14 protein-coding genes are annotated in these 18832 nt (G+C 54.2%); 3 read left to right on the forward strand and 11 right to left on the reverse strand.

What is annotated here, in order from left to right:
* Positions 1-110: 110 nt before the first annotated feature.
* From glpC to glpA, 3 genes are read right to left on the reverse strand one after another with little or no spacing between them, the layout of a single operon-like run.
* Positions 111-1301 (reverse strand): anaerobic glycerol-3-phosphate dehydrogenase subunit GlpC, encoded by a 1191-nt coding sequence (gene glpC, locus HVZ39_RS08390; protein ID WP_016153805.1) that lies wholly within the window; start codon positions 1299-1301, stop codon positions 111-113.
* Positions 1298-2557 carry a glycerol-3-phosphate dehydrogenase subunit GlpB gene (gene glpB, locus HVZ39_RS08395; protein WP_046275944.1) on the reverse strand — a complete coding sequence of 420 codons (1260 nt, stop codon included), beginning with the start codon at positions 2555-2557 and terminating at the stop codon, positions 1298-1300. Before glpB ends, glpC begins: the two co-directional genes overlap by 4 nt.
* Positions 2547-4175, reverse strand: coding sequence for an anaerobic glycerol-3-phosphate dehydrogenase subunit A (glpA, locus tag HVZ39_RS08400; RefSeq protein ID WP_016157025.1), 1629 nt, complete (start codon positions 4173-4175; stop codon positions 2547-2549). The genes glpB and glpA overlap by 11 nt, the downstream gene beginning before the upstream one ends.
* A gap of 270 nt (positions 4176-4445) precedes the next feature.
* Here glpA and glpT point away from each other — a divergent pair, with 270 nt between their 5' ends.
* Both glpT and glpQ read left to right on the forward strand, forming a co-directional pair.
* Positions 4446-5804 (forward strand): glycerol-3-phosphate transporter, encoded by a 1359-nt coding sequence (gene glpT, locus HVZ39_RS08405; protein ID WP_016153802.1) that lies wholly within the window; start codon positions 4446-4448, stop codon positions 5802-5804.
* A gap of 3 nt (positions 5805-5807) precedes the next feature.
* Positions 5808-6875: a glycerophosphodiester phosphodiesterase gene (gene glpQ / locus HVZ39_RS08410; protein WP_016157024.1), complete on the forward strand. Its 1068-nt coding sequence runs from the start codon at positions 5808-5810 to the stop codon at positions 6873-6875.
* Between the two features lie 171 nt (positions 6876-7046).
* On the opposite strand, the gene yfaE is transcribed toward glpQ, so the two are convergent.
* The 4 genes from yfaE to ubiG form a co-directional block, all read right to left on the reverse strand.
* Positions 7047-7301 carry a ferredoxin-like diferric-tyrosyl radical cofactor maintenance protein YfaE gene (gene yfaE, locus HVZ39_RS08415; protein WP_016153800.1) on the reverse strand — a complete coding sequence of 85 codons (255 nt, stop codon included), beginning with the start codon at positions 7299-7301 and terminating at the stop codon, positions 7047-7049.
* A complete protein-coding gene (nrdB, locus tag HVZ39_RS08420; RefSeq protein WP_016153799.1) occupies positions 7301-8431 on the reverse strand; it encodes a class Ia ribonucleoside-diphosphate reductase subunit beta in 1131 nt (376 codons plus the stop codon). The genes yfaE and nrdB overlap by 1 nt, the downstream gene beginning before the upstream one ends.
* 112 nt (positions 8432-8543) lie before the next feature.
* Entirely contained in the window at positions 8544-10829 is a 2286-nt protein-coding gene (gene nrdA / locus HVZ39_RS08425) for a class 1a ribonucleoside-diphosphate reductase subunit alpha (protein WP_016153798.1), read from the reverse strand.
* Positions 10830-11272: 443 nt separating this feature from the next.
* On the reverse strand, positions 11273-12001 hold the full coding sequence (gene ubiG / locus HVZ39_RS08430) for a bifunctional 2-polyprenyl-6-hydroxyphenol methylase/3-demethylubiquinol 3-O-methyltransferase UbiG (RefSeq protein ID WP_075847744.1): 729 nt from the start codon (positions 11999-12001) through the stop codon (positions 11273-11275).
* 158 nt (positions 12002-12159) lie between these two features.
* Between ubiG and gyrA the strand changes: the two genes are divergently transcribed.
* Complete coding sequence (gyrA, locus tag HVZ39_RS08435; protein WP_016153796.1) at positions 12160-14796, forward strand: DNA topoisomerase (ATP-hydrolyzing) subunit A; 2637 nt, start codon at positions 12160-12162, stop codon at positions 14794-14796.
* A 43-nt stretch (positions 14797-14839) separates the two neighbouring features.
* Here gyrA and HVZ39_RS08440 read toward each other — a convergent pair whose 3' ends face one another.
* Genes HVZ39_RS08440 through atoD form a run of 4 tightly spaced genes read right to left on the reverse strand, consistent with a single transcriptional unit; the run spans position 14840 to position 18686 of the window.
* Positions 14840-16024, reverse strand: coding sequence for an acetyl-CoA C-acetyltransferase (locus HVZ39_RS08440; RefSeq protein ID WP_181633462.1), 1185 nt, complete (start codon positions 16022-16024; stop codon positions 14840-14842).
* 30 nt (positions 16025-16054) lie between these two features.
* Positions 16055-17377, reverse strand: a complete 1323-nt coding sequence (locus tag HVZ39_RS08445) for a TIGR00366 family protein (RefSeq protein WP_016153794.1) — start codon at positions 17375-17377, stop codon at positions 16055-16057.
* Entirely contained in the window at positions 17374-18024 is a 651-nt protein-coding gene (locus HVZ39_RS08450; protein ID WP_016157021.1) for a 3-oxoacid CoA-transferase subunit B, read from the reverse strand. Before HVZ39_RS08450 ends, HVZ39_RS08445 begins: the two co-directional genes overlap by 4 nt.
* Before the next feature lie 2 nt (positions 18025-18026).
* Positions 18027-18686 (reverse strand): acetate CoA-transferase subunit alpha, encoded by a 660-nt coding sequence (atoD, locus tag HVZ39_RS08455; protein WP_016153792.1) that lies wholly within the window; start codon positions 18684-18686, stop codon positions 18027-18029.
* Between the last annotated feature and the right edge of the window lie 146 nt (positions 18687-18832).

The raw sequence follows: 18832 nt of genomic DNA on the forward strand, positions 1-18832 counted from the left end.
ATTCTTTGCGTGGAGGAGTCAGAGATAAATACGTCCGGTTGCAACGTATTCAGTTATGTACAACGGCATTCGCAAAAATGCCCGGTAGCCAACGCCACCGGGCAACAGAATTAACCTAACGCTTTGGCAAGCAGGGTGATGGGGTGTTCGCAGCGCTTACTGGTAGACATCTCAATCTGCCATTTACAGGTTTCGCAGTCGGTGACGACGATATCAGCGCCGCTGTCTTCAATCTGGCGGAACAGCGGTGCGCCAATGGACTGCGATGTCGGGTAGTTTTCCTTTTTAAAGCCGTATGTCCCGGCAATCCCGCAGCATTGCGAGTCCAGCACCGTTAGCTCCAGCCCTGGAATTTGTCGTAGCAGTTCCAGCGTGTAGAGCGTCCAGCCCATTTTCTCCATGTGGCATGGCGTGTGGTAGACCACTTTCAGCGGCAGCGTTTTCAGCGGCAGCGTTTTGCCTTCATCCAGCTTGCGCCACAGCCAGCGGGTTGCCAGTTCAATGTGTTCGCGTAGACCTGAGTTGTCGACGTCCAGCACTTCCGGATATTCATCACGCAGCGCAAAGGTGCAGGTTGATGAGGTGGCGATCACCGGAATGCCTTTGCCGTCAATTGCTTCTCTGAGGGAGGCCACGTTGCTCACCGCCTGCTTACGCGCTTTATCGGTAAAGCCGTTGGCAATCAGCGGTACGCCGCAGCATTTCTCTTTGCTCAGCAGTTGCACCCCGGTTCCCATCGCATTCAACACTTTGATCAGGTCTTTGCCGAGCTGCGGATGGTTGTAATTCACAAAACAGCCGTGGAAAAAGGCAACCTGATCCTGATATTGCGCTTGCTGAGCGGCAACGCTGCGATACCAGCGGCGGAAGGTGCCGAAAGAGTATTTCGGCAGCGTACGGCGATGGTCGATTTTTAGCGCGTAATCCAGCAGCTGACGCACCGGTTTGAGTGAGGTGGCGGTATTCACTATCGGGGCGAACGGTGTGGACACGCTACCCATCAAATCGGTATGGCTTAAGACAAAGTTACGCAGCGACGGACGCGTTGTGTCGTATTTGGCGCGCGCGCGTTGGATGATATCGCCAATCTTCACATCTGACGGACAGGCTACTTCGCAACGCTTACAGTTGATGCAGTATTTCAGCGCATCGTCATATAACGCGCCATCTTTCAGGCGCAGACGCTCACCGTCCGGTCCGGCCTGTTTAGGACCAGGGTAGTTCGGATTGACGCGACTTACCGGGCAGGCCGTGGTGCACACCGTGCATTTGATACAACTTTCAAAACGTGTGTCGCTCATTGCTGGCCTCCTGCACGTTTCGCAATATGATGTGCGGCGTGTAAGGCGCTAACAGCGCACACGCCGCCTCCGCAACCCTGGGCGATAGGGTCGAATCCGCCGAGAACGGAACCGATGGCATACATGTTCTCTATCGTTTGTCCCGCCAGCGACGGGCGCAGCCCGGCATCGGTCGTAACGCCAAACTGCTGCCACGGTTGTGGGTCGAAGACGTCACGCTCATACCACTCGGCGCGCGTGGCGGTTTGCTGTACATCCAGCCCCAGGATAGGTTCGTAGATGGCCTCACGCGTGGCGACCAGCCCGCTGCTGAAGAAGCTGCCGCTGGCGAGCACGGCGAAACGTGGCCGCAAAGGAATATCGGCATGATTACGGGTCCAGATTTCGCTGACTACGCCGTCCTGACAGGTGATTTTCTTCACTTCATCACCCGGCATCCAGACGCCGCCCTGGCGCACAAACTGGCGCTGCAATTTGTTATGCAAACGCATACCCAGTACCGAAGGCGGGAGGGTCGGTAACAGCGTCAGCGAGCAGGGGAGACGCTCGTTAAGCCATTGCCAGAGCTGTTCATCCGCCAGACCGAAGCAGGCCGGCATAATTATCATGTCGCAGGTTTTTGCTACTGGCAGTAAAGCGTCATAGAGCAGCGACCATTTGTCTTCGTTATCCAGCAGGCGCGCAATATTGACGGCGCGAAACTCGGTCGGGTTATCACGCAGGACATCCAGCTCAGGCAGATCGATTTCTGCCGTCTCGACGCTGAGATTGCGTTGACGCAGCGACGCCGCGGCGAGATGTGCCTGAAAATCCAGTAAACCGCTAATACCTACAACGCAGATACGCTGCGCGGACAGCGGCCAGACCGGAACTTCCGGGGAACTTAACCAGGTTGAGCGCAGCGTTCCCAGCGGGGTGATGCGTTGATGTGACTGATGTACCTTGCCTTGCAAATGCGTTCCGCATTCTTCCAGCAGATTTTGCGCCTGCTGGGCCAGCTCCAGGACGTTGTGCGTTCCGATGGTGCTGTACGGGTGCGCGGGTGCCTGAGTGCGCAGCGCATTCAGGCCTGCTTCTATATCCGTCACCGGTTGGCCATCGGGTAAGTTGCTGAGCAAATCCAGTGAGCCGGAGGAGAAATGCAGGGCGCTTTGGCCGCGAGTGACAATCGTGCAGCGTAAACCGCTTTTTTGCAGTTGCAGGCCGCACAGTAGTCCGGCCAGGCCGCCGCCGATAATGACGGTATCAAATTTCATCCTGGTGCTCCTTTTCCAGACCGCACAATCCCTGATAGACCCAGCGTGTGAATTCGCTTTCGCGCAGCGCATCTCCCCAGGCGATAGGCTGCACGCCTTTCCAGCGTTCATTGAGAAAATCGGAAAGCTGGGTGATAGATTGCGCGGCGGTGGTGACATTAAAACGTTGCAGCAAACCTGCGGCGCGGCAGGCACACAATTCGCCCTGGCAGGTCCCCATTCCAACACGGGTACGGCGACGCAAATCCAGCAGGCTGTTGACGGTCAAATTCTCGACGGCGTACTGCACTTCACCTGCAGTGACCGCTTCGCATTCACAGACCAGGCTGCGGTGCTGACGACCTTCGCTAAGCCACGCAGGGGTGCGATCGCCGTGACGGTAGACCGCTGAGCCGCGCAGTGGCGCGGGCAACGAGATCACGCGTTTGAGCGTATGTTCGGTCGATTCTTGTGAGCCAGGCAGCGCCGTGTCTGCCGTTGTGCAAGGTTGGGTATTGCCCAGCTTACGGCAAACGGCATCGGTGGCCCACTCTGCCATCAGGCGGTAGGTCATCAATTTGCCGCCAGTAATGGTGATAAACCCGTCCAGTCCGTCACGCTGGGCGTGATCGAACAGTACAATCCCACGACTGACGTTACGGCCACTTGGATCGTCGTCGCTGGCTACCAGAGGACGCACGCCGGAGTAGGCGCGTAAAATGCGCGTTTTCGCCATAATCGGCGCCAGTTTTTCGCCTTCACGCAGCAATATATCGACCTCTTCTGCGGTGACGCGGTTGCTGTCGATATCATCGTAATCAATGTGCTGTGAGGTGGTGCCAATCAGCGAAATGGTATCACCGGGCACCAGGATATCGGCGTCAGACGGCTTACGACAGCGGTTGATGACATGCTGGTTAATGCGGTGATCCATAATCAGCAGCGAACCTTTGGCCGGGAACATACGGATGCTCAGATCGGCATATTCCGCAATGCGCTGGCCCCAGATCCCGGCGGCGTTGACGACTACCGGTGCATGCAGAGACTGCATCTCACCCGTCAGATGATTGCGTACGTTCACGCCGCAAACCGTTGCCCCTTCACGAATCAGTCCCGTCACTTCATGCGCCGTTAAGATTACTGCGCCATGCTCACGCGCATCCAGCATGTTGGCGGCGGTTAAGCGGAAAGGATCAACCGTGCCGTCCGGCACTTTTACCGCGCCAATCAGCTGTGGGTTGACGGAAGGTTCGATAATGCGCGCCTGCTTAGGGTCAATTGCTTCTGCGCGAATACCAGCCTCTTCACAGGCGCGAATAAAGGTTGCCTGGAAGGAGAGTTCATCTTCCGGCAGGGTAATAAACAGACCGTCCGTCGGCTCAACGCAATGACGGGCGATACGTTTGAGAATTTGGTTTTCGCTGATGCACTCCCGGGCAGATTCAGCGTCGGTGACGGCGTAGCGTGCACCGCTGTGCAGCAGACCGTGGTTACGTCCGGTCGCCCCTGTGGCGATATCGTGGCGTTCCACTAAGATGACGCGCAACCCGCGCAGCGCACAATCGCGTGCGATCCCTGCACCTGTTGCTCCTCCACCAATGATAATCACGTCACTTGTTTGCGAGTCGCGAATTTTCATTGTTTTTCCTCACAGTTCGTTTTTTATCATTTAGCCACATAAAAAACATGGATTGTTTGATTTCGCGCATAATCGCTCATTATTCGAAAATGAAACGTGATTTCGTGCGCCTTTATGAACATTTGTCATAAATCTGTAACAATATGTGCAGCGTTTCACATTTTTGTTATGTATCTTTCCTTAACATCGCGGCCACACTGGGAGCGGTAGGGTAGTAATGACGAACTGCAGTGTTTACTTCGAATGAAAGACGGCCACGGAGGCTACACTATGTTGAGCATTTTTAAACCAGCGTCACACACGGCGCGTTTGCCTGCAGCGGAGATCGACCCGACATATCGTCGATTACGTTGGCAGATCTTTCTGGGGATTTTCTTTGGCTATGCCGCGTACTATCTGGTACGTAAGAACTTTGCCCTTGCGATGCCGTATCTGGTTGAGCAAGGTTTCTCGCGTGGCGATCTGGGTTTTGCGTTATCCGGTATCTCCATTGCTTACGGATTTTCGAAATTCATCATGGGGTCCGTTTCGGATCGCTCGAATCCGCGCGTTTTCCTGCCAGCGGGTCTGATTCTGGCCGCCGCTGTCATGTTGTTCATGGGCTTTGTGCCGTGGGCGACTTCGAGCATTGCGGTTATGTTTGTGCTGCTGTTCCTCTGCGGATGGTTCCAGGGAATGGGTTGGCCGCCGTGTGGTCGTACCATGGTGCACTGGTGGTCGCAGAAAGAGCGTGGGGGCATTGTTTCCGTCTGGAACTGTGCGCACAACGTGGGCGGTGGTCTGCCTCCTCTGTTGTTCCTGCTGGGTATGGCCTGGTTCAATGACTGGAAAGCGGCGCTGTACATGCCTGCTTTCGGTGCGATCGTCGTCGCGCTGTTTGCTTTTGCTCTGATGCGTGATACGCCGCAGTCTTGTGGCCTGCCGCCTATCGAAGAGTACAAGAACGACTACCCGGACGATTACAACGAGAAAGCGGAAGAAGAGCTGACTGCGAAGCAGATCTTCATGCAATACGTACTGCCGAACAAACTGTTGTGGTACATCGCTATCGCCAACGTGTTTGTTTATCTGCTGCGCTACGGCATCCTGGACTGGTCCCCGACCTATCTGAAAGAAGTGAAACATTTCGCGCTGGATAAATCATCCTGGGCCTACTTCCTGTATGAATATGCGGGTATTCCGGGCACGCTGCTGTGCGGCTGGATGTCGGATAAAGTCTTCCGTGGCAACCGTGGTGCGACCGGCGTGTTCTTTATGACGCTGGTGACTATCGCGACTATCGTCTACTGGATGAACCCGGCAGGCAACCCGAACGTGGATATGGCTTGTATGATCATCATCGGCTTCCTGATCTACGGTCCGGTAATGTTGATTGGTCTGCATGCGCTGGAACTGGCACCGAAAAAAGCGGCGGGTACGGCGGCTGGCTTTACCGGTCTGTTCGGTTATCTCGGCGGTTCCGTAGCGGCGAGCGCCATTGTTGGCTATACCGTTGACTTCTTCGGTTGGGACGGCGGCTTTATGGTGATGATTGGCGGTAGCGTGCTGGCGGTTATTTTGCTGGTGGTCGTCATGATTGGCGAAAAACGCCATCACGAAGAGATCGCACTGAAGCGTAACGGGGGCTAATAGATGAAAACCACATTGAAAAGTCTCAGCGTGGCGCTAATGCTGACAGGTATTGTGGTGAGCAGCGCGGCGGTTGCCGCAGAAAAAATCGTGATTGCGCACCGTGGCGCCAGCGGTTATCTACCGGAGCATACGCTGCCAGCAAAAGCGATGGCTTATGCTCAGGGGGCTGATTACCTGGAACAGGATTTGGTGATGACCAAGGACGACCATCTGGTTGTCCTGCATGACCACTACCTTGACCGCGTCACCGATGTTGCCGAGCGTTTCCCGGATCGTGCACGTAAAGATGGGCGCTACTACGCTATCGACTTTACGCTGGATGAGATTAAATCGCTGAAATTTACCGAAGGCTTTGATATCGAAAATGGCAAAAAGGTCCAGACCTACCCGGGGCGTTTCCCGATGGGTAAATCTGATTTCCGTGTGCACACTTTCGAAGAAGAGATTGAGTTTGTTCAGGGATTAAATCATTCAACCGGCAAAAACATTGGCATTTACCCGGAAATGAAAGCGCCGTGGTTCCATCATCAGGAAGGGAAGGACATTGCGGCTAAAACGCTGGAAGTGCTGAAAAAGTACGGGTACACCGACAAGAACGACAAGGTTTATCTACAGTGTTTTGATGTCGCAGAGTTAAAGCGCATTAAGAATGAACTGGAACCGAAGATGGGGATGGATCTCAATCTGGTACAGTTGATTGCGTACACTGACTGGAATGAAACTCAGGAGAAAAAGCCGGACGGTAGTTGGGTTAATTACAACTACGACTGGATGTTTAAACCGGGTGCCATGAAGCAGGTTGCGCAGTATGCGGACGGCATTGGGCCGGACTATCACATGCTGATTGATGAGAAGTCGAAGAAAGGCAATATCTCGTTAACGGGTATGGTACAGGACGCGCATCAGAATAAGATGGTGGTGCATCCTTATACCGTTCGTGCCGATCAACTGCCGGATTACACCACTGATGTAAACCAGCTGTATGACATTCTGTATAACAAGGCGGGCGTTGACGGGCTGTTCACCGACTTCCCCGACAAAGCAGTGACATTCCTGAATAAAGAGTAATGGCACAAGGTCTGTGATGCACCTCCGGTCACAGGCTTGGTTGGATCAAACGTTATTAACGGCTAGATAAGGCCGTCTGCCGTCAACGTGACCATACCTGCCTCCAGGAGAAATAAAGAGCTGCCGTCCATCGGCGGCTCTTTTTAGTCGTAATTTTTATCCCGCCACGTGTTACAGCTCTATTTCAATATCGCCTTTTGCCCGACAGCAGCAGGGCAAGATTTCACCTGGCTGAATGAAGGCCAGAGGTTCGGCAATCCAGTCGACCTGTCCCGCTACCAGACGGGTACGGCAGGAGCCGCAATAACCTGCGCGGCACTGGTATTCAACTTCAACATTGTGCGATTCGAGCGCGGCAAGCAGGGAAGGGTGTTCATCCTGGCACAGCAGTTGTGTGCCAGAGATGCGCAGAGTAACGCGGCCCATCAGAGCTGGAAGTTACTCAGGTCGTCGGTATCGACTTCCGAATCGATCTGGCCGACCAGGTAAGAGCTGACTTCCACTTCCTGCGGCGCAACCTGCACGTTATCAGACACCAGCCAGGTGTTGATCCATGGGATTGGGTTAGAGCGGGTCTGGAACGGCAAGTCGAGTCCGACAGCCTGCATACGGATGTTGGTGATGTACTCAACGTACTGGCACAGAATGTCTTTGTTCAGGCCAATCATTGAGCCGTCACGGAACAGATAATCCGCCCACTCTTTTTCCTGCAGCGCGGCCTGTACGAACAGGTCGTAGCATTCTTGTTTACACTCTTCGGCGATTTCCGCCATTTCCGGATCGTCCACGCCGCTGCGCAGCAGATTCAGCATATGCTGGGTCCCGGTCAAATGCAGGGCTTCATCGCGGGCGATCAGGCGAATAATTTTCGCGTTGCCTTCCATCAGTTCGCGTTCGGCGAAGGCGAAGGAGCAGGCGAAGCTGACGTAGAAGCGGATCGCTTCCAGCGCGTTCACGCTCATCAGGCACAGATACAGCTTCTTCTTCAGTTCACGCAGGCTTACGACAACCGTTTTACCGTTAACGGTATGCGTGCCTTCACCCAGCAAATGCCAGTAGCTGGTCATCTCAATCAATTCGTCGTAATAGCTGGAAATGCCTTCCGCGCGTTTCTGGATCTGCTCGTTGGTGACGATGTCATCAAACACCACCGCCGGATCGTTCACGATGTTACGAATGATGTGGGTGTAGGAACGGGAGTGGATCGTTTCTGAAAACGCCCATGTTTCCACCCAGGTTTCCAGCTCAGGGATCGAGATTAACGGCAGCAGCGCCACGTTCGGGCTACGTCCCTGAATGGAGTCCAGCAGCGTTTGATACTTCAGGTTGCTGATGAAGATATGCTTTTCATGTTCCGGCAGCGCCTGGAAGTCGATGCGATCGCGAGAAACATCAACTTCTTCCGGACGCCAGAAGAAAGAGAGCTGCTTTTCGATCAGTTTTTCGAAGATGTCATATTTTTGCTGATCGTAGCGGGCGACGTTCACCGGCTGGCCGAAGAACATCGGTTCCAGAAGTTGGTTATTTTTCGTCTGTGAAAAAGTGGTGTATGCCATTGATGTGAATCCTTTGTGGGATGAGTGCCGGATGGCGTTACAAGCACCCTTTCCGGCCTACAAACCAAGCTACTGTAGGCCGGGTGAGCCTGGTGCCACCCGGCATCGTTCATCAGATCTTACATGCGCCGCTTTCGCAGCCATCGTCCTGAATGGACGGCACCAGATCGTCCTGAGAATCTTCCGCACCGTCACGGGTGTTTTGATAATACAGCGTTTTGACACCAAATTTGTAGGCGGTGAGCAGGTCTTTCAGTAACTGCTGCATCGGTACTTTTCCGGATGGGAAGCGCGACGGATCATAGTTGGTGTTGGCGGAAATCGACTGATCGATAAATTTCTGCATGATACCTACCAGCTGCAAATAGCCATCGTTGTTCGGCATTTCCCACAGCAGTTCGTACGCGTCGTGCAGGTGTTCGTAGTCCGGCACGACCTGGCGCAGAATACCGTCTTTCGACGCTTTGATGCTCACATAGCCGCGCGGTGGTTCAATACCGTTGGTGGCGTTAGAGATCTGCGAAGAGGTCTCCGATGGCATCAGGGCTGACAGCGTGGAGTTACGCAGACCGTGCGTTTTGATGGATTCACGCAGTTGTTCCCAATCCAGATGCAGCGGCTCGTTGACAATAGCATCGAGATCTTTTTTATAGGTATCGATCGGCAGAATACCTTTGGAGTAGGTCGTTTCGTTAAACCACGGGCACGCGCCTTGCTCTTTCGCCAGCTCGTTAGAGGCTTTCATCAGGTAATACTGAATGGCTTCAAAGGTTTTGTGAGTCAGGTTGTTCGCGCTGCCGTCAGAATAACGCTTACCGTTTTTCGCCAGCCAGTAGGCGTAGTTGATCACGCCAATACCCAGCGTACGGCGACCCATTGCGCCGCGTTTGGCGGCAGGAATCGGATAATCCTGATAATCGAGCAGCGCATCCAGCGCGCGCACCGCCAATTCGGCCAGCTCTTCCAGCTCGTCCAGGCTGTTGATAGCACCGAGGTTAAATGCGGACAGCGTACACAGCGCAATTTCGCCGTTTTCGTCGTTAACGTCGGTCAGCGGTTTGGTCGGCAGGGCGATTTCCAGGCACAGGTTAGACTGGCGCACCGGAGCGACAATTGGATCAAACGGGCTATGAGTGTTGCAGTGGTCAACGTTCTGAATATAGATACGCCCGGTAGAGGCACGTTCCTGCATCATCAATGAGAACAGCTCAACGGCTTTGACGCGTTGCTTGCGGATACTGTCGTCGTTTTCATATTTGGTGTACAGACGTTCGAATTCGTCCTGGTCGGCGAAGAATGCATCATACAGGCCCGGGACGTCGGACGGGCTGAACAGCGTGATGTCGCCGCCCTTCAGCAGACGGGTGTACATCAGTTTGTTGATCTGTACGCCGTAGTCCATGTGACGCACGCGGTTGCCTTCGACGCCACGGTTGTTTTTCAGGACCAGCAGGCTTTCAACTTCCAGGTGCCACATTGGGTAGAACAGCGTTGCAGCACCGCCGCGTACGCCGCCCTGGGAGCAGGATTTTACCGCGGTCTGGAAGTGCTTGTAGAACGGAATACAACCGGTGTGGAACGCTTCACCGCCGCGGATCGGGCTACCCAGCGCACGGATGCGACCGGCGTTGATACCGATGCCGGCGCGCTGGGAAACGTATTTCACAATCGCGCTGGAGGTGGCGTTGATGGAGTCCAGGCTGTCGCCGCACTCGATCAGTACGCAGGAGCTGAACTGACGGGTAGGGGTACGCACGCCGGACATAATCGGCGTCGGCAGTGAAATTTTAAACGTAGAAACGGCGTCGTAGAAACGTTTTACGTATTGCAGACGCGTTTCACGCGGATAGTTAGAGAACAGGCAGGCCGCTACCAGAATGTAGAGGAACTGCGCGCTTTCATAAATCTCACCGGTAACACGGTTTTGTACCAGGTATTTACCTTCTAACTGCTTCACCGCAGCGTAGGAGAAGGTCATATCACGGTCGTGTACGATGAACGAGTCCATCTGCTTGAACTCTTCTTCCGTGTAGTCTTCCAGCAGATGATTGTCGTATTTGCCCATTTCAACCATTTTCACGACATGGTCGAACAGTTTCGGCGGTTCAAACTCGCCGTAGGCTTTTTTGCGCAGATGGAAAATTGCCAGGCGAGCAGCCAGGTATTGATAATCCGGTGCCTCGCGGGAGATCAGGTCGGCGGCAGCTTTGATGATTGTTTCATGGATATCGGATGTCTTGATACCGTCATAAAACTGAATGTGGGAGCGCAACTCGACCTGAGAAATCGATACGTTATTCAGTCCTTCTGCCGCCCAATCCAGAACTCGGTGGATTTTGTCGAGATTGATGCGCTCTGTACTACCATCACGCTTTGTCACCAGCAGACTCTGATTCATGTGGTTTTTTACCTGTCCGTGAAAGAAAAAATATCCCCCATATTATCCACAAAGTCATGTTGTGACTAAGTCTGTGGATAAATACTATATGTAGGGGTTGTTTGATAAAGTAGACGCTATATGGTGAGTATTCTAGTAGGGATTCTTTTCAGTACAAGAGTTGATTTTGAGGTTAAATTGAGGTTGCAAAAGGGTAATAATCGCTAAGTGCGCGTCTTATAAGGCCTGGCGAGGATGTCAATAATTGAGAAAAAAAATAGAAAATTTGATCGAGTGCTGATTTCTTCATCTAAGGCAAGGTAAGTTCTTATGACCTGGCGCAAAAATTGCCCTGACGATCCTACTCAAGATTGGTAGGCGATGCGCAGGCCCGAAAGCTGCGCACTATCAGGCACTGTGCCGGATTGCGGCGTTGCACGCCTTATCCGGCCGGGTGGAGGAGGTTAATCTGCTTGCGCGGTAGTGTGTACCATATAGTTCACATCAACGCCGGGGCCGAGTTTAAAACTGTTGGTGATCGGGTTGTAGTGCAGGCCGGTCATATGACGCTCTTTCAGCACGGTCTGGTCAACCCACTCTAACAGTTCAGCCGGCTTAATGAATTTTTTCACATCATGCGTGCCTTTCGGCACCATACGCAAAATATATTCCGCGCCGACCACCGCCATTAGCCAGGATTTGCCGTTGCGATTAAGCGTGGAGAAAAACACTTCGCCGCCCGGTTTGACCAGTCTGGCGCAGGCCCTGACCACCGACTGCGGGTCCGGTACGTGCTCCAGCATTTCCATGCAGGTCACAACGTCATACTGATGCGCATGTTTTTCCGCATGTTCTTCAACCGTTTCTTGAACGTATTCCACCTGGATGCCACTCTCCAGCGCATGCAGTTTTGCTACCTGTAACGGTTCAAAGCCCATGTCCAGCCCGGTGACGGTTGCGCCCTCGCGCGCCATGCTTTCCGCCAGAATGCCGCCGCCGCAGCCGACGTCGAGTACCTTTTTACCAAACAGGCCGCCTGAGCGCTCCGTGATATAGCCCAGGCGCAGCGGGTTAATACGGTGCAGTGGCTTAAATTCACCCTCAAGATCCCACCAGCGTGACGCGACTGCTTCAAACTTGGCAATTTCTTCCTGATCAACGTTGTGAGTTACCGGAGGTTTTTCGGCATTCATTGGGGCTTCTACTCCTAAATTTGCGATGCAAATGAGTATATCAGCCTGACGGGATGAATAAAGCCTCTGTCAGGGGGAATCCATTTACCTGAATCTGCACGGATGTGTTATAATTTGCGACCTTTGAATCCGGGATACAGTAGAGGGATAGCGGTTAGATGAGCGACCTTGCGAGAGAAATTACACCGGTCAACATTGAGGAAGAGCTGAAGAGCTCCTATCTGGATTATGCGATGTCGGTCATTGTTGGCCGTGCGCTGCCGGACGTCCGAGATGGCCTGAAGCCGGTTCACCGTCGCGTACTTTACGCCATGAACGTATTGGGCAACGACTGGAATAAAGCCTATAAAAAATCTGCCCGTGTCGTTGGTGACGTAATCGGTAAATACCACCCTCATGGTGATACCGCCGTTTACGACACCATTGTTCGTATGGCGCAGCCATTCTCCTTGCGTTACATGCTGGTAGATGGTCAGGGTAACTTTGGTTCTGTCGATGGCGACTCCGCAGCGGCGATGCGTTATACGGAAATCCGTATGTCGAAAATCGCCCATGAGCTGATGGCTGACCTGGAAAAAGAAACGGTGGATTTCGTCGATAACTACGACGGCACCGAACAAATTCCTGACGTCATGCCAACCAAAATTCCTAACCTGCTGGTGAACGGCTCGTCCGGTATCGCGGTAGGTATGGCGACCAACATTCCGCCGCACAACCTGACGGAAGTGATCAACGGCTGCCTGGCATACATTGACGATGAAGACATCAGCATTGAAGGGCTGATGGAACATATTCCGGGTCCGGACTTCCCGACCGCCGCGATCATCAACGGTCGTCGTGGTATTGAAGAAGCCTACCGTACCGGCCGTGGCAAAGTGTACATCCGCGCACGCGCGGAAGTCGAAGCGGATGCCAAAACTGGCCGTGAAACCATCATCGTCCATGAAATTCCGTATCAGGTGAACAAAGCGCGCCTGATCGAGAAAATCGCCGAGCTGGTAAAAGACAAACGCGTTGAAGGTATCAGCGCGCTGCGTGACGAGTCTGACAAAGACGGTATGCGCATCGTGATTGAAGTGAAACGCGACGCAGTCGGGGAAGTGGTTCTGAACAACCTCTACTCCCAGACCCAACTGCAGGTTTCTTTCGGTATCAACATGGTTGCGTTGCACCATGGACAGCCGAAAATCATGAACCTGAAAGATATTATTGCTGCGTTTGTACGTCACCGCCGTGAAGTCGTAACCCGCCGTACTATCTTTGAACTGCGTAAAGCCCGCGACCGTGCGCACATCCTTGAAGCGCTGGCGATTGCGCTGGCGAACATCGATCCGATCATCGAACTGATCCGCCGTGCGCCAACCCCGGCAGAAGCGAAAGCAGCGCTGGTCGCGCGTTCGTGGGAGCTGGGTAACGTTTCTGCCATGCTGGAACGTGCCGGCGATGATGCCGCGCGTCCTGAATGGCTGGAACCGGAATTTGGCGTGCGTGACGGTCAGTACTACCTGACTGAACAGCAGGCCCAGGCCATTCTGGATCTGCGTTTGCAGAAACTGACCGGCCTTGAGCACGAAAAACTGCTCGACGAATACAAAGAGCTGCTGGAGCAGATCGCTGAACTGCTGCACATTCTGGGCAGCGCCGATCGTCTGATGGAAGTCATCCGTGAAGAGATGGAGCTGATTCGTGAACAGTTCGGCGACGCACGTCGGACCGAAATCACCGCGAACAGCGCTGACATCAACATCGAAGATCTGATTAGCCAGGAAGATGTTGTCGTGACCTTGTCTCATCAAGGCTACGTGAAATATCAGCCGTTAACCGATTACGAAGCGCAGCGTCGTGGCGGTAAAGGCAAATCTGCAGCACGAATTAAAGAAGAAGACTTTATCGACCGCCTGCTGGTGGCTAACACCCATGACACGATCCTCTGCTTCTCCAGCCGCGGTCGTTTGTACTGGATGAAGGTTTATCAGTTGCCGGAAGCAAGCCGTGGTGCGCGTGGACGTCCTATCGTCAACCTGCTGCCACTGGAAGCTAACGAACGTATCACCGCAATTCTGCCAGTACGTGAGTACGAAGAAGGCGTCAACGTCTTCATGGCAACCGCCAGCGGTACCGTGAAGAAAACAGCGCTGACCGAGTTCAGCCGTCCGCGTTCAGCCGGTATCATTGCGGTTAACCTGAACGAAGGCGATGAGCTGATTGGCGTTGACCTGACGTCTGGTAGTGACGAAGTTATGCTGTTCTCTGCTGCCGGTAAAGTGGTGCGCTTCAAAGAAGGGGCTGTTCGTCCGATGGGACGTACCGCGACCGGCGTACGCGGTATCAAACTGGCGGAAAGCGACAGCGTGGTATCGCTGATCGTTCCGCGTGGTGAAGGTGCTATCCTGACCGTTACCCAGAACGGCTACGGTAAGCGTACGGCGGCGGAAGAGTATCCGACCAAGTCTCGTGCGACCCAGGGCGTTATCTCCATCAAAGTCACCGAGCGCAACGGTTCCGTTGTCGGCGCAGTGCAGGTTGAAGATACCGACCAGATCATGATGATCACCGATGCAGGTACGCTGGTACGTACTCGCGTGTCGGAAATCAGCGTGGTAGGGCGTAACACCCAGGGCGTTATCCTCATCCGTACTGCGGAAGATGAAAACGTTGTGGGTCTGCAACGCGTTGCTGAACCGGTTGATGATGAAGAGCTCGACTCCATCGACGGTAGCGCTGCTGAAGGGGACGAGGATATCGCGCCTGAAGCGGAAAGCGATGACGATGCAGCGGACGACGCTGAAGAGTAATTAAGACGTGATAAAAAGGGCCGGAAATATCCGGCCCTTTTTTTTAATTCATTCGCTCCACTATCATCGCAATGCCCTGACCGCCGCCAATGCACAGCGTGGCCAGTCCAAGCGTTTGATCCCGTGCCTGTAGCGCATGCAGCAGCGTCACCAGTATTCGCGCGCCGCTGGCGCCAATAGGGTGTCCCAACGCAATTGCCCCACCGTTGACGTTAACCTTTTGCGGATCAAATCCCAGCGTTTTACCGACGGCAAGAAACTGAGCAGCAAATGCCTCGTTGGCTTCGATCAGATCGATATCAGAAAGCTGTAAGCCGCTCAGTTGCAGTGCCTTCAGCGTGGCGGGAACCGGCCCCATCCCCATCATAGCCGGTGCTACGCCGCCACTGGCCCAGGCTTTGATCCGCGCCAATGGCTTCAGCCCTGCTTCCAGTGCTGCGGACTCTTCCATTACCACTAATGCCGCTGCACCGTCGTTGATCCCCGAGGCGTTACCTGCGGTGACGGTTCCTGCTTTATCGAAGGCTGGACGCAATGCGGCGAGGCCTTCGGCCGTCGAGTCAGCTTTGGGGAATTCGTCACGCTCAAAGATGATGGTTTTCTTCCGTGATGACACGCTGACGGGCACGATTTCAGCCTCAAATGCGCCAGACTCGATTGCGGCAACGGCTTTACGCTGTGACTGCAGAGCCAGTTCATCCTGCATTTCGCGGCTGATGCCATACTCTTTGGCAACATTTTCTGCAGTGATCCCCATGTGGTAACCATGCTCGGCGCAGATCAGGCCATCGCGCAGAATCACGTCGGACAATTGCCCGTCACCGAGGCGATAGCCCCAGCGGGCTTTTGCGTCTAACAGGTAGGGGGCCAGGCTCATGTTTTCCATCCCACCCGCGACGATCGCCTGGGCTTGTCCGGCCTTGATAGCGAGGGCGGCAAGCGCCACGCCTTTCAGGCCAGAGCCGCACACTTTGTTGACGGTAAAGCCGCAAACGGTGTCGGACAGGCCGCTTTTTAATAATGCCTGACGCGCTGGGTTTTGCCCGAGTCCTGACTGCAGCACGTTGCCCATAATCACCTCGTCCACGCGCTGTGGGTCAAGGTGCGCGCGTTCAAGAGCGGCTCTAATGACGGTTGAGCCAAGCTCGACGGCACCCGTAGTTGCCAGTGCGCCGTTAAAACTGCCGATTGCGGTACGTGCCGCGCTGACGATGACACAGTTTTTCATTTTTCAGTTCCTTTAATTAAGTTGTTGCCGTCAGAACAAGGTCAATCCAATAACAAAAATGACGCCGGAGAAGAGCAGGGCGGTGATGCAGTAGCCCATAATGTCGCGTACTCCGAGACCGGCGATGGCCAGCGCGGGTAGCGCCCAGAACGGTTGTGCCATGTTCATCCACTGCTCACCGTAGGCGATGGCCATGACTGATTTGCCAAGATCGGCACCCAGCGCCTGAGCGGCAGGCATGACGAACGGTCCCTGAATAACCCAATGGCCACCGCCGGATGGCACGGCAAAGTTAATCAGGGCTGAACTGAAGAAAGTCATCAGTGGGAAGGTATCTTTGTTGGCAACGTTGATGAAAAATTCAGTAATGAGCCCACCGAGGCCGGAGTGCTCCATCATCAACTGAATACCGGCATAGAAGGGGAATTGCACCAGAATCCCGGCGGTGCTGCGTGCCGCAGCACTGACGGCACGCATATAGGCCATCGGCGTTTTGTGCAGCAGCAGACCGGCAATCATAAACATCAGGTTGACGGTATTGATGGTGATGTTGAAACCTTTCTCGGCAAAGTAGATGCCCAGATAGGCAATCCCTAATGCACCGATGATCAGCGCCAGAATGCGGCTCTCTTCCAGTTTTTCAGATGGCGGCGCATCTGGTGGCAGTTTCTTCTGAAAATCAGCTTCTTCCAGTAACAGTTTCGGATCGATGCTCACCACATCTGAAGGTTTTGGCGTCATCATCCGGGTGATAAACGGCATCACCACAATCAGGCCGAGGGTGATGAAAATATTGAAGCCGGTGAACAGGGTATCCGCGACAGGAATGAGGCCCGCTACGTGCTCGACCGGGTTGCCAGGCGTTGCCGCCAGCAAAGGCATTGAGCCGGAGAAGCCGCCGCCCCAGGTCAGGAACCCGATGTAGGCGCAGGCAATCAGTAACGGATAATCGGAACCCGGTACCCGACGAGCTACTTCGCGGGCGAACATAGCCCCGACCACCAGACCAAATCCCCAGTTAATAACGCAGGCAACTGAACCAAAAAAAGTCACCAGCATGACGCCCTGAGCGGGGGTTTTGGCGGCGGATGCCGCCGTACGCAGCAGGCTTTTCACCGGCCCGGAACTGGCTAACGCATGGCCGGTTACGATGATCAGCGCCATCTGCATACCAAACGCCAGCAGGTTCCAGAAACCGTCACCCCAGAATTTCACCATGCTGATGGGGGTCTGCGGCGTTAACCACAGCGCGATGCCAAAGGTCAGCAACGTTAATAACATGGCGAAAATCAGTGGGTCGGGCAGCCAGCGGCTGACTACCCGTGTCATAAAGCGAGCGATGCGGCCAATCATGCGTCACCTCGCAGGATGCGCAGATCGTCGGCAATTTCAAACTGTGCTTCGGTTTTTTCACATAGCGTGGCGATGTCGCATCCTTCGACGATTTCAGTCAGCCACATCTTGCCATCTATAAAGCGGAATACAGCCAGCTCGGTGACCAGCATATGCACAGCATGCTGTGCAGTGAGCGGCATGGTGCATTGACGCAGGATTTTTGCGGAGCCGTCTTTTGCGCAATGCTCCATGGCGATAATGACTTTACGCGCACCGGTCACCAGATCCATTGCGCCACCCATGCCGGGCACCATCTTGCCGGGAACCACCCAGTTGGCGAGGTTTGCCTGCTCATCGACCTGCAACCCGCCAAGCACACAGGCATCAACATGACCGCCGCGAATCAACGCGAACGACATGGCGCTATCAAACATCGCCGCGCCCGGCAAAATACCGCACGGTTGGCCGCCCGCGTTCACCAGGTCAGGATGGGCGGTGGTGACTGGGCCCAGTCCCAGAAAACCGTTCTCAGATTGCAGCGTAATGTGAATATCAGCAGGTAAATAGTTAGCTACCATCGTTGGCAGGCCGATACCTAAGTTGACGATATCGCCATCGCGAAGTTCTTGCGCCACCCGGCGCGCAATACGTTGTTTAGCATCCATGATTAGCTCTCCTGTGGAATGACGATATGGTCGATAACGGCGGCGGGGGTCACAATCTGGTCAGGCTGCAGCTCCCCTGTTTCAACCATTTCGTCCGGTTCGACCAGCGTGATATCAGCGGCGAGGGCAATCAGAGGGTTAAAGTTACGGGCGCTGAGCTGGTAGGTGAGGTTGCCAAGCATGTCAGAGCGGTGGGCGCGAATAAGCGCTAAATCGGCGCGTAATGGGCGTTCAAGCAGCCAGGTTTTACCCTCAAGCGTCATGGTTTGCTTGCCTTCTTCCACGATGGTGCCAACGCCAGTGGGGGTCAGAAAGCCGCCAAGACCCGCGCCGCCGCAACGAATCTGCTCGATCAGGGTACCTTGCGGAACCAGCTGTACATCCATCTCGCCGGCAATCATGCGACGACCGGTTTCCGGGTTTGTACCAATGTGCGAGGCAATCACTTTGCTCACCCGCCCATTGACGATCAGGGGGCCGATACCGGTATCGACAAAGGCGGTATCGTTAGCAATCAGCGTCAGATCTCTGACGCCGGACTCCAGCAGGGCTTCAACCAGACGAGGTGGTGTGCCAACGCCCATAAAACCACCGACCATGATGGTCATGCCGTCACGAAAGAAGCCCGCAGCGTCTTGTAAGGTAATCAGTTTTGTTTTCATTATGTTTCCCTTTTTGCATACTCCATTTTGGGTACGCTCAGGGAATTGCAAGCAGGGTGCCAGAATGACTAAAGAAACGTATTAATGTTTAGTTGATTGAATTTATTGGTTTATTTTTGTGGTCTTGGTGAAAGGAGACCACGAGG

The organism is Citrobacter sp. RHB35-C21 (genome assembly GCF_013816515.1).
In the GTDB taxonomy this organism is placed as follows: Bacteria; Pseudomonadota; Gammaproteobacteria; order Enterobacterales; family Enterobacteriaceae; genus Citrobacter; species Citrobacter braakii.